The sequence below is a fragment of the Acinetobacter lwoffii genome (assembly GCF_049367455.1).
Classification (GTDB): Bacteria; Pseudomonadota; Gammaproteobacteria; order Pseudomonadales; family Moraxellaceae; genus Acinetobacter; species Acinetobacter lwoffii_W.
Genome location: NZ_JBMPXW010000001.1, coordinates 194,109 through 206,355 on the forward strand (window position 1 = coordinate 194,109; position 12,247 = coordinate 206,355).

Genomic DNA, 12,247 nt, shown 5'->3' on the forward strand with positions numbered 1-12,247 from the left:
GCATAGCCTATTGAGCAGTATTTGCATTTATCTCTTGTTGAAAGGATTTATTTTTAATGACCAGTTCAGAAATTATGGCTGATCTTTCTACCTTAACGCCCATGATGCAGCAATACATGTCGGTGAAAATGCAGCATCCGCATTCTTTGATGTTTTATCGTATGGGTGATTTTTATGAACTGTTCTTTGAAGATGCACACAAGGCAGCCAAGATTTTAGGCATTACCCTGACCCATCGTGGTAAAGCCAATGGTCAGCCAATTCCTATGGCGGGCGTGCCTTATCATGCAGCCGAAGGTTATCTGGCACGTCTGGTCAAAAAAGGCGAAACCGTGGTGATCTGCGAGCAGATCGGTGAAGTCACTGGCAAAGGACCGGTTGAGCGTGGTGTAGTTCGGATTATTACGCCGGGCACCCTGACCGATGATGCCATGCTCGGTGCACATCAAAGCTCGAATCTGGTGGCTTTGTGTATTCAACAGAATCAGATTGGCATTGCACTTCTCGATCTCAGCGCCGGCCTATTTAAAGTCCAGCAGCAGGATTATGATCTTAACCAGCTCATGATTGAACTGGCGCGTTTGATGCCAAGCGAAATTCTGCTGGATGAAAGTATCACTGATCCAACATTGACCGAACAACTCAAACAGCAACTGGATATCTCGGTCACCAAACGTCCCGATGTCGACTTCAACCTGAACAATGCGCAAAAAACCTTATGCGACCAGTTTGCTGTCAGCACGCTTTCAGGTTTCGGCATTGATCATTTACCTTTGGCTAAAGCAGCGGCTGCGGCACTGATTCACTATGCAAAAGAAACCCAGAAAACTGCGTTACCGCATATCCGCACGATTCAGCTAGAACAAAGTTCAGATTTTATTGCTTTGGATCCGGTGACACGCCGCAATCTGGAGCTGATTGAGCCTTTATTTGAACATGGGACGTCCTTATTTCAGCTAATCAATGATTGCCAGACTGCTATGGGTGGACGCCTGCTTAGTCGCACCCTGATGCAACCTTTACGCGATACTGCACTGCTGGATGAGCGCCTGGATGCCATTCAAGCATTACTTCAAGGTTTCCACGAAGTGCCTGTACGTCTGGTTCTAAAAGAGATTAGCGATATTGAACGTGTGCTGAGCCGTATTGCGCTTGGCAGTGCCCGTCCACGTGATCTGGTACAACTGCGTCAGGCCTGTGCGCAAATTCCATTTTTACGCCATGCCCTGCAACCGATTGTCAGTCAGCAACAGTCCAAACTTTTAGTACAACTCAATGAAGAGCTAGGCGACTTCCATGGTCTGCATCAACGTCTGATGTCCGCCATTGTGCAAAACCCGCCCGTCCTGCTTCGTGATGGTAATGTCATTGCCGAAGGTTTTGACAGTGAACTGGATGAATTGCGTCAGATTCGTGATCATGCCAGCCAGTTCCTGATTGATCTGGAAATTAAAGAGCGTGAACAAAGCGGAATTCCGGGACTGAAAATTGGCTACAACCGCGTCAGTGGCTATTATATTGAACTGACCCGCGCACAGGCCGAACAAGCACCCGAGCATTATATTCGCCGGCAAACCCTGAAAAATGCCGAACGCTACATCACCCCTGAACTAAAAGCATTTGAAGACAAAGTCTTATCTAGCGAATCGCGTGCTTTGGCCCGTGAGAAAATGCTGTTTGAAATGCTGCTGGATGAACTGCGTCAGGATATCGGCAATTTACAGATGATGAGCAGCGCCATAGCCCAGATTGATCTGATTGCGAATTTTGCCCATCAGGCGCGTTTACGCAACTGGTCGCGTCCAAAATTCAGTCCTGAAGTTGGTGTAAGTATCACTGCTGGTCGGCATCCGGTGGTAGAAGCCCTCAGTAAATCGGCCTTTACTCCGAACGATATGCGACTGGATTTTTCCCATCGGATGGCCATCATTACCGGCCCGAATATGGGTGGTAAATCTACATTTATGCGCCAGACTGCATTGATCGTACTCTTGGCTTATTGTGGCGCTTATGTTCCAGCGCAAGCTGCAACCCTAGGCCCTGTAGATCGTGTCTTCACCCGTATTGGCTCTGCCGATGATTTATCGACAGGCAAATCGACTTTTATGGTGGAAATGACCGAAACCTCGCAAATCCTGCATCATGCCACCAGTCATTCTTTGGTACTGATGGATGAAGTTGGCCGTGGAACCAGTACCTATGATGGCTTGTCGCTGGCTTGGGCCTGTGTGCTAGATCTAACGAAACGCATTCAATGTTTGTGTTTATTCGCCACGCATTATTTCGAACTGACTGAACTGGATAAGGAAAGTGGCATTAACAACTACCATGTCACGGCCAAAGAGCTGAATGGCAATCTGATTTTATTGCATAAAGTACAACATGGCCCGGCCAGTCAGAGTCATGGCTTGCAGGTTGCCAAACTGGCAGGCATTCCAGCTGCAGTGATTAAAGAAGCGCAAAACCGCTTAAAGATTCTGGAAAAACAGCATCAGGCCAAGCCACTGAGCCCGCAGCATGATCTGTTTGCAATGCCTGAAGTTATGGAGCCTATAGAACGTATCATCGAAATTGAGAAAGAATCGCCTGCACTGGACTTACTCGAAGATATTGATGTAGATAGTTTAACTCCGCGTGAAGCCTTGCAGCAGTTATATGCGCTCAAAGACCTGATCAAACAGTCAAGTTAATTCTCGGTCCTAGACCTCATCTGGCATAGGGTCGATGTCCTGAACATAACGATGAATGCTGTAATTCATCGGTATGCGACCTTTTTTCAAATTTAACAGCCCTATATATAACAAATATCAATAAAAGGAATTGTTAGTTCCCCCTATTTTTGCCTAAAATACAGCATTCGTAATTAGAACCATATTTTTTAGGTAGCTGTCGCCATGACCTTCGTTGTCACTGAAAATTGTATTAAATGTAAATATCAAGACTGTGTTGAAGTTTGCCCTGTAGACTGTTTCTATGAAGGTCCTAACTTCCTTGTGATTAACCCGGACGAATGTATCGACTGTGCGTTATGCGAACCTGAATGCCCGGCAAATGCAATTTTCTCTGAAGACGAATTACCAGAGGGTCAAGAAGTCTTTATTGAACTGAATGCTGACCTGTCACAAAAATGGCCAAATATCACACAAATTGGTGACCAGCCAGCAGACCGTGAAGAATGGAATGGCAAAGCAGACAAATTACAATACCTTGAAAAGTAATTAGTTTAAACTTTAAAAGATCAGCAAATGCTGATCTTTTTTATACTCAACGCACACATTTCATTGCAATATTCTCCAAATTTCTCCCTATATTTAGTCTAAAATAGCGCTATTTTGTAAATATCTGATTTCTATAAATGAAGAACTTGTTAAAGGGATTATTGAGTCTTTGTATAATTCCTCTTGTTTTTGTGGGCTGTACCACGACCACAAAACAACCTGGACAGGCCACCACACCTGCTGGAAAACGGATTTACATTCCACAAGAACGTGTTCAATACGATCGTAAAGCCCACCCAAAAACTGTGCCTTATGTGTATACCCACTGGGTATCGGCACTGGATAATTTGTCACGCGTGCGTGAATATGAGGTTTTTCTGGAACGTCATGGGGTTGGCAATATCATTCCAAGTTTCGAATTGATGCGTACTGCACGTGATTGGGCCAAGTGTGGCCGTTCCCAATACATGATTCCAAGCCGTGAATTATGGGCCAATCAGATCCCAACTTTAAAAGTTTTTAAATATCTGGTTGCAGCCAATGTACTGACTGATTTTGAAGTCACATCAGTCTATCGTGACCTACCTTTAAACCAGTGTGCCGGTGGTGCCAATTCTTCACGCCATCTGTATAACTCTGCGATCGATTTCCGAATTGGGCCTGAATATCCGCAGGCACAAGATTATAGCTATATTGAAAATACCAAGTTCAAATTGTGTCAGTTCTGGGTACAGCATGGTCAAAGTCTGAATATGGGACTTGGCATGTATGCTTCAGGTCAAATCCACATCGATACCCAAGGTTATCGTACGTGGGGACCGAGTTTAGGCCGTAATTCCTCGATGTGTAATTACTAAGTCATGACAACCACTCTACAAAGTTCATGCAGGACTTTGTAGAGCCTAAAAAATCATCACCTATAGAACAATAAATTGCGCTCTGCCGCGAAAAGTTTAAAATGCACGCATCGCAATCGAGGTGCTAAGACTATGCAACAAATGTGGACAGACATTGATCACTATATTGATTCACATTTAATTCCTGAAGACCCTATTCTGAATCAAACTCTTGAGAATACCGCAGCGCACGGTTTTCCTGATCATCTGGCTGTGGCACCGAACCAAGGCATGTTGTTGCAGATGCTAATCCAGATGAACCAATGTAAACGTATACTGGAACTCGGCACATTTGCAGCATATAGCACCATGTGGCTGGCACGTGCTTTGCCGGATGATGGCTATATCCTGACCATTGAAGGACGTGATACCCATGCAGCGATGGGTCAGGAAAATATTGATCGCGCGCAGCTTAAACAGACCGTCGAACTGAAATGCGGCCGTGCAGCAGATGTGCTTAAAGCCCTGCCTGAAGATACGGAAGCTTTCGATTTCATCTTTATTGATGCAGACAAACAGAGTTATCCGGAATATCTGGAACTCAGTTTAAACCTGTCCCACTCAGGTACGCTTATTTTTCTAGACAATGTGATTCGTGCTGGCGAGATCATTAATCCGGACAATAATAAACCAAGTATTGAAGGCATTCGTGACATGTTTAAAGCGCTTCAAAATCATCCACGTATCTTGTCATGCACTGCTTTACAAACGGTTGGCAGCAAAGGACATGATGGTTTTGCACTCGCGATTGTGAAATAAAACAAGAAGAACAAAAATCACCCAATGACATATTTATTATAAATAACATTAACTTATAAATATTAACCACAGAGTTATCCACAATATATGAGGATAACTCTGGTCATTTTTAAATCAAGCTGTAACAATTTACGATTAGACTTCGCGCTTGGCTATTTTATGCAATCCTTACTTCGCAACCAGTAAAGGTACTTTGGAATTCCGGAAAATCGTGGTCGCAATACTGCCCAAAAAGAACTGGTGAATTTTACTGTGACTAAATGCACCCAACACGATCAGTTGAATCCCGAGTTCCTGTTGATAGGTCAAAATATTTTCTGCGACATCGCCATAGCGGTATTGTGGCACCACATCTAAACCGGCCTGATTTAAATATTGCAAAGGTTCATTTAGAATTTCAGCATGATCACCGATATATAACAGATGACATTGCAATAAGCGCAGCAGATCACTTTCCGCAATCCGTTTCATCATCTTGATACAGGTCGGTGAATATTCATAGGCGAAAATAAATCGTGTCGGCGGCTTAAACTGTTCTCCGACAGTCATCACGGTACAATTGGCCCCACGAATAAAATTTTCGACATTGGTGCCGATCGGTTTGTTTTTTTCAGCGGAGCGTTCACCGAGTAATCCAATTACTGCGATATCATCAGGCTGCAGGATCTGGAAGCTTTGTTCCAGAAAATCACCTTTTTCCTGAATATGTGTGGTTTGAATACCATGTTCTGCCAGAATCCGCTCGGAAATGTGTTGCAGCAGGTTATTGCTATAATCCAGCGCAATTTCACTTTGTTTTTGTTCAAGCTCAGCCAACTCTTTGAGTAACATGGCATTGCTTTCAAAGCCAATAACCCCACTGATTTCCCCCAGATGATAACTGGCCGGGTAATAATCCAAAACCTGTAACAGGACCAGTTCACGGCCAGTCTGTTTGGCAATCCATGCCGCCGCGTCAGCCAGCGCGTTTATACATGGTGATGAGTCGATGCAGGCGATGACACGTTTCATGTTTAGCCTCTCTTCTATTTATGATAAAAATTTCTTAGTTATTTTTAACTTAGCATAAGCATTCAAAAATGTGCAGCGAAATCTGTAAGGCTTGACTTGAAATATGTTAACTTTTATGTGAACAAATATAGATCAATATATCGAACCATCTGCTGAGTCAGGCTGTTGCATCAAGCACTTGACTTCCAAAAGCTTATTCACGATAGCGAATGAATTGGGCCGGATTACCGGCGACAATCGCACGCTTCTCGACATCCTTGGTCACCATACTGTTCATTCCCACCACGGCCTGATCTGCGATTTTAATTCCGTCCTTGATACCGACATGCGCACCGAGCCACACATCCCGACCAATCTCGATGCCTTGCGAACGTACTGGCTGCTGATAAATCGGCTGCTCCAAATCCATGCCATGATCAAAGGCATAAAGATGACAATAAGCGGCGATGCGCACCTGATCATGCAGTTTAATCCCCACCCGGCCACCATCCAGAATACAGTGATGATTGATCGCCACTTCATTACCGATCTCTAGGGGGCCATGTAAGGTGCAATCTGCAGCAATAAAGCTATTATCACCAATAATGATTTTGCGTCCCGGCTCCGCGAAAATATGTGCAAGAGGTGAAATAAAACAGTTTTCACCAATCTCGACGGTTTCCATTTCCATCAAGTAAGCCTGATAGTCCTTTTGCCACGCTTCTGCCCAACCGCGATTTTTTGGCTTTAAAGACCAGTACAGCCAAGGCATGTAATTCAGGCGATGTTTATGCTGCTCACGATATTTCAGTAATGGATCTACGTCAGTCATCTGTCGCTTCTTCTATGATTTTGAGCTGTTCACGGCCGCGGGTCACATCTTGAATTTTTAAGGCAAAAGGTTGAATTTGATGTAACTGAAATAAGGCGCTGATCTGCACCCCTTCGGCTGTATATTCTTCCTGATAATCGATTTGCTGCTGATTCAATTCATATTGAAAGATGGCCCATTCATTGAATTGACAGGAAAATTGCACCTTCTTCTTTTCAATCAGTTCAATTTTTTCTGCCAACAACAAACATTGTCCAGCGCAACCGCCATAGGCACGTACCAAGCCCCCTGTTCCCAGCTTGATCCCGCCATACCAGCGATTGACCAGTACCAGCACATTGGTCAGCTCATTGCCTTCAATGGTCGCCAGAATCGGGCGTCCCGCTGTGCCTGAAGGTTCACCATCATCATTAAAGCGTACCTGATGGCCAATTTTCCAGGCCCAGCATTGATGCGTGGTGCTTGGATCACGATAAGTTTGCAGAAAATCTTTGACGTCCTGCTCATTCTCAACAGGGGTGGCAAAGGCCTGAAAGCGGCTTTTTTTGATGTCTTCCTCAAAACTGACCAGGCTGGCAATGGTAAATGGCATAACTTCAGGCTTTAAACTCTCACTGCTGCAGTATACCCGCTTTGCACAGACAAATAAAAAGCCTCTCCACGGAGAGGCCTGATTTTGATCGATTGTTTTACTCAATTGCTTGGCAAATATTACCGTTCACGCAAGGCTTCTTTGGCTTTATTAAATGGCTTGATCAGATAATCCATCACGGTTTTTGAACCAGTACGAATATCCACGGTGGCCACCATCCCTGGAGTAATATTGAACTCCTGCCCGGCATTATTGCTGAGCTTGTCGCTATCGGTACGGATATACACCCGATAATAAAATTGATCCTGCTTGACTTCATCACGCAAGGTATCCGGTGAAATCATCGCAACTTTACCATTCAACCCACCATAGATCGAATAATCATAAGCTGTAATTTTAACCAATGCTTCCTGATCAGGGCGAATAAAGGCAATATCACGCGGCGAGATTCGTGCTTCAACCAGTAATTTTTCATCCAGTGGCACGATGGTCATCAACTTGCCATTTTGTGGAATCACGCCGCCCAGCGTCATCACATCAATCTCTTTGACGACACCGCGAACCGGTGATTTAAAAACAGTTCGGCTCAAAGTATCCGACTTGCCACGTACCACCTGTTGCTGGGTTTCTACATCAGTATTGGCTTTGGACAATTCTTCCCGCGCATTCACATAATATTGATTACGGATATCATTCATCTGATTACGCAGGTCATTGGCTTCACGTTTTAGACGCAACACTTCAACCTCACTGGCTGCCCCTTTGGCGACCAATGGCGCGGTCATTTCCAGTTCTTGCTGCACCAGTAACAAAGCCTGTTCCAGGCCTGCAACAGATTCTTGCAAATTGGCTCGACGCGACTGATACAGGGCCGTTTCTTCTTTAACCAATTTGGGGTATTTCAACACTTCTTCAGGAAAGACCAACGGTGCGCCGGTGACTTCCGCACGTAAACGGGCTGAAGTGGCACGTGATGAAACCAGCAAGGATTCTGATTCACCGACATTGGATTCAAAGCGGGTTGGATCAAGCTGGGCCAATACTTGCCCACGCTCGACAATTTCACCTTCTTTGACGTTGAGTGTGGTCAGAATATCGCCATCCAGAGACTGAATCACCTGCTCTTTGGATGATGGAATTATTTTCCCGGTCCCGGTAGACACTTCTTCCAATTTGAATAACCATGCCCAGCTCAGCAATACCAATAGGCCAATGCCAATAATCCAGATGATGACACTTGATTTGGGTAAGGGTGGTTCCTGAAAGCTGACCTTGCTGGAACGTTTTAGTTGTTGTAGTTCACTCATGCACTTGCTCCCACAACCCGCTTATTACCACCTTGCGACTGATTCAGGATCTGATCCCTTGGTCCATCCATCAGAATCCTGCCATCATTGACCACCAGAATACGATCCACTAGTTCCAATACCGCACGGCGATGAGTTGCAACGATCATCGTACGATGGGTTAAATAGCCTTTAAGATAATCAATCAACTGCTTTTCTGATACATCATCAATGGCGGCAGTCGGTTCATCCAGCAGTAAAATTTTTGGTTGACGGATCAATAGCCGCGCCAATAACAAGGCTTGACGCTGCCCACCAGAAAAGCCGGCACCGCCTTCCAAAATGATATGATCCAGCCCTTCTTTTTTCTCCTGTACAAATCCCAGTGCACCGGTAATCTGTAAGGCTTCCAGAATTTGCTGATCGGTGGCCAAGGGTGCACCCAAAGTCAGGTTTTCACGAATTGAACCATAAAATAACTGTGAGTTCTGATTCAGCAAGCCCATATCACGACGTACATCTGACGGATCAATCAGGGTCAGATCAATACCATCCAGCTTGACCTTGCCCTGTAGCGGTGTCTGCATCCCAGACAAGAGCTGCAACAAGGTCGACTTTCCTGCACCATTACGGCCCAGAATCGCAATTTTCTCCCCGGGCTTGATTTCCAGCTTGGGAATCATCAAACTCGGTTTCGGATCATCATCGCCATATTTAAACACCACACCGTTGAGCTCATAATGCCCATCCAGTGCCGGACGATGAATCAGGTGCGAATAGTCCGGCTGATCCACCGGTTTTTTCATCAATTCATCCAGACCGGATTTCGCTACTTTGGCCTGCTGCAAGCGACCCAGTACGCCCGTAATTTTTGAAATTGGTGCCAGCATGCGTGAAGATAGAATCGAACAGGCCACCAGTGCGCCTGTGGTCATGTCACCCTCCATCACCGCAAAAGCCCCGACCAAGACTACAATTGCAAAGGTCAGTCCCTGAATTTTTTGGGTCCAGGCGGTCATCAAGCCGACAATTTTACGTTGTTGCATGCTGACATCGGCTGACACTTCATTCATATGATTCCACTGATTCTGGAAACGCGTTTCAGCTCTTAACAGCTTGATGTCTTCAATTCCTTGTACAGCTTCTACCAGCAAGGCATTGCGGATGGCAGATTCACGCATCCCCAACTGGGCCAGCTGTGCCAGTTTTTTCTGCGCCAGAATCCCTGGAAGAATCATTAAGGGCACAACGAGTAACATGACCCAGAACAGATTGCCACCGATCACCCAGAAGATGCCTAAGAACAGGAAGAAAAATGGCAGATCGGCAATGGCCGTAACTGTGGTTGAAGTCACCAGCTCGCGGACGCCTTCCAGCTCGCGAATTTGTGAAATAAAAGTTCCTGTCGATTTGGAACGTTCGCTGTTTTTAATCCGTAATGAATGACCAAATACCCGGTCAGAAATTTTTAAATCCGCGCGTTTACCAATAATGTCTGAAAGATAAATACGGGATACCCGTAATACAAACTCAAAAATCGCAGCGATCAGTACACCACCTGCCAACACCCATAACGTCGGAATGGATTGTGATGGAATGACACGGTCATAGACATTCATCGAGAAGACTATCGTGGCCAATGCCAGAATATTGGCAATTAAAGACGCAAACATCACATCGATATAGCGCTTCCAGTCATTCAGGACAATCGACCAGAACCAGTTTTTCTCAAAGGGTTTGATATATTCATCCACCCGCGCATCTGGAACTGAAGATTCAGGACGCAGCACATAAAGATGCTTTATGCCAACCTCTAACGGCTCAACTGTAAAGCTTTGAGATAAACCTTCATCACCACTGAGCTGTATGCTGACATTGCCCTGTGTATCGATGCGTTCAATCACGCCCACATCACCACTATCGAATTCAACCATTAAAGGTAAACGCCATGGATTCAGCAGGCTGCGCTCAAATTTGTTTTTACGGAGATTTAAACCCATCTGACGACTGACAATCTTGAGCATGTCATCAATGTCATGATGCTGATTCCAGTCCAGTTGCAGGCGAATCCGCTCCTCAGAAGGCTCGATCCGGTAATGCCGGGCAATATTTAAAACTGCCTGAAGCCAAGGTTGATAATTTATTATTGTAGTACTCATGGCTGAACTTCAAACCCCTGAATAGAAATACTGTTAAGCGCATAAATATCCCGTGTACGGCCCGTGACCTGAATGTACTGTACGATCGCCGAATAAATATCATAGCGTGCCGATTCAATTTCCTGCGCGGCACTATGAATGGCTTGCTCTGCATTCAGCAAATCCACCACGGTTCGGGTACCCAATTTATATTGTTCTTGATACAGCTCTTTGGTGCGTATCGTGGTTGCGCGGCGCTGGGATAAAACCCCCATTTGTTTTTGTTTATTTTCAATTTGCTCGCGGATCAAGCGCACCTGATCTAGCACATCCAGATAGACCGTATTAACCTGTGCGCGTGCAGCTTCTTCGGCATAGCTTGCGGCACGGGTCTGTGAACGTGTTGCACCACCCTGATACAAATTACTGCTGGCTTTAATCATGACTGAATTATAGAAGCCATCATCTTCATTATTATTCGGATTCCGTCCATTCATCGCCTGACTCAGACTGCCTTTAACACTAATAGTCGGATAAGGACTTAATCGCGCCTGATCTTTTTGCAAACGGGCAACATTGACCCCGGCATGGGCCAAAATCATGTTCGGAATCTGGGTAAATTCCGGATCCTGATAAAGATCGGCCTGTGCCACAATACGATCAGGAATATCCCATTCAATGGCGGATACATCAAATCCTAGCAAGGTACGCAAGCGTTGTTGATATTGTCTGAGTTGGGTCCGCTGTACAATCAGATTCGATTGCGCTGCTTCCAGATTGGACTGCGCCTGAATCGGGTCGGCCTGACTGCTGATCCCGGCACGGGCATGTAAATTGGCAACTTCTGCAATCCTTCCAATGCCCTGAATTTGCTGTTGGGCAATCTGGGTAATTTGCTGATAGCGTTTGATACTCAATATTGCATCAGCCACTTCAAATGCGATCTGATCCAGACTGACCAGCACCCTTGCCTGTTCTTCTGCCAATCGCGCTTCTTCCACACTTACATTGGTTTTAATTTTGCCAAAGTCATACAGCATCTGGGTGGCATTCAAAGAAACAATTTGTCGTCCACGTTCACCGGAAGTGAGGTCACCTGTCCCGATACCCCCGGATAACTGCGGATAATAACCCGCTCTCGCCACATCAATATTCGCGGCCTGCGCAGATAATGTCGAAATACTCTGGGTGATTTCAGGACGTCGTTGCACTGCGCGGTGTACGGCTCCCACCAGATTCATTTTTTGTGGAATACCAGCTGTGATCGTAGGATTTAAAGTTGGCTGTCCTGACTGTGAACGAGTAATCTGTGGCAGCTCAGCTTCTTTTGATGTATCTAATGCATAATGACCCAGCGACGTGATATCAATGGTATGCGCGGATCGTGTGGTTTGGGTGCAATCAGTTGACCCAAACCATTTTTGAGATTGGCAAAATAATGGGGTGAGCTTTCTGCATGCCCCAAAGACACAGATAAAGGCAAAAGAAGAATTAATCTCCTTCTTTTTCATTCTGTTTTCCCCTGATTTCTTTAAA

Annotated in this window: 9 protein-coding genes and 1 pseudogene; 4 read left to right on the forward strand and 6 right to left on the reverse strand. The window is 45.3% G+C overall.

Annotated elements, in window-relative coordinates; genetic code table 11:
• The first annotated feature begins 56 nt into the window (after positions 1-56).
• The 4 genes from mutS to ACO1B7_RS00975 all read left to right on the forward strand — a co-directional run bounded on the left by mutS (position 57) and on the right by ACO1B7_RS00975 (position 4,873).
• A complete protein-coding gene (gene mutS / locus ACO1B7_RS00960) occupies positions 57-2,690 on the forward strand; it encodes a DNA mismatch repair protein MutS (protein WP_004646687.1) in 2,634 nt (877 codons plus the stop codon).
• Between the two features lie 204 nt (positions 2,691-2,894).
• Positions 2,895-3,218 (forward strand): ferredoxin FdxA, encoded by a 324-nt coding sequence (gene fdxA, locus ACO1B7_RS00965; protein WP_004279936.1) that lies wholly within the window; start codon positions 2,895-2,897, stop codon positions 3,216-3,218.
• Positions 3,219-3,355: 137 nt separating this feature from the next.
• A complete protein-coding gene (locus ACO1B7_RS00970) occupies positions 3,356-4,075 on the forward strand; it encodes a D-Ala-D-Ala carboxypeptidase family metallohydrolase (protein ID WP_004279938.1) in 720 nt (239 codons plus the stop codon).
• 132 nt (positions 4,076-4,207) lie between these two features.
• Positions 4,208-4,873, forward strand: a complete 666-nt coding sequence (locus ACO1B7_RS00975; protein ID WP_004646686.1) for an O-methyltransferase — start codon at positions 4,208-4,210, stop codon at positions 4,871-4,873.
• 168 nt (positions 4,874-5,041) lie between these two features.
• On the opposite strand, the gene ACO1B7_RS00980 is transcribed toward ACO1B7_RS00975, so the two are convergent.
• The 6 genes and pseudogenes from ACO1B7_RS00980 to ACO1B7_RS01005 form a co-directional block, all read right to left on the reverse strand.
• Complete coding sequence (locus ACO1B7_RS00980) at positions 5,042-5,884, reverse strand: universal stress protein (RefSeq protein WP_004279943.1); 843 nt, start codon at positions 5,882-5,884, stop codon at positions 5,042-5,044.
• Positions 5,885-6,077: 193 nt separating this feature from the next.
• Entirely contained in the window at positions 6,078-6,695 is a 618-nt protein-coding gene (locus tag ACO1B7_RS00985) for a DapH/DapD/GlmU-related protein (RefSeq protein WP_004279945.1), read from the reverse strand.
• A complete protein-coding gene (locus ACO1B7_RS00990; RefSeq protein ID WP_423089683.1) occupies positions 6,688-7,287 on the reverse strand; it encodes an IMPACT family protein in 600 nt (199 codons plus the stop codon). The genes ACO1B7_RS00985 and ACO1B7_RS00990 overlap by 8 nt, the downstream gene beginning before the upstream one ends.
• Before the next feature lie 119 nt (positions 7,288-7,406).
• The gene (locus ACO1B7_RS00995) at positions 7,407-8,594 is read right to left on the reverse strand and encodes a beta-barrel domain-containing protein (RefSeq protein ID WP_004646683.1); all 1,188 of its coding nucleotides are present in this window, start codon (positions 8,592-8,594) and stop codon (positions 7,407-7,409) included.
• Positions 8,591-10,732 (reverse strand): type I secretion system permease/ATPase, encoded by a 2,142-nt coding sequence (locus ACO1B7_RS01000; RefSeq protein ID WP_423089684.1) that lies wholly within the window; start codon positions 10,730-10,732, stop codon positions 8,591-8,593. The genes ACO1B7_RS00995 and ACO1B7_RS01000 overlap by 4 nt, the downstream gene beginning before the upstream one ends.
• Positions 10,729-12,194 (reverse strand): annotated as a pseudogene (locus ACO1B7_RS01005) (TolC family outer membrane protein). Before ACO1B7_RS01005 ends, ACO1B7_RS01000 begins: the two are co-directional and overlap by 4 nt.
• Positions 12,195-12,247: the final 53 nt, after the last annotated feature.

Excerpts from the sequence above, each read along its gene's own strand:
- mutS (WP_004646687.1), top strand. The coding sequence starts at position 57 with ATGACCAGTTCAGAAATTATGGCTGATCTTTCTACCTTAACGCCCATG.
- fdxA (WP_004279936.1), top strand. The coding sequence starts at position 2,895 with ATGACCTTCGTTGTCACTGAAAATTGTATTAAATGTAAATATCAAGAC.
- ACO1B7_RS00970 (WP_004279938.1), top strand. The coding sequence starts at position 3,356 with ATGAAGAACTTGTTAAAGGGATTATTGAGTCTTTGTATAATTCCTCTT.
- ACO1B7_RS00975 (WP_004646686.1), top strand. The coding sequence starts at position 4,208 with ATGCAACAAATGTGGACAGACATTGATCACTATATTGATTCACATTTA.
- ACO1B7_RS00980 (WP_004279943.1), bottom strand. The coding sequence starts at position 5,884 with ATGAAACGTGTCATCGCCTGCATCGACTCATCACCATGTATAAACGCG.
- ACO1B7_RS00985 (WP_004279945.1), bottom strand. The coding sequence starts at position 6,695 with ATGACTGACGTAGATCCATTACTGAAATATCGTGAGCAGCATAAACAT.
- ACO1B7_RS00990 (WP_423089683.1), bottom strand. The coding sequence starts at position 7,287 with ATGCCATTTACCATTGCCAGCCTGGTCAGTTTTGAGGAAGACATCAAA.
- ACO1B7_RS00995 (WP_004646683.1), bottom strand. The coding sequence starts at position 8,594 with ATGAGTGAACTACAACAACTAAAACGTTCCAGCAAGGTCAGCTTTCAG.
- ACO1B7_RS01000 (WP_423089684.1), bottom strand. The coding sequence starts at position 10,732 with ATGAGTACTACAATAATAAATTATCAACCTTGGCTTCAGGCAGTTTTA.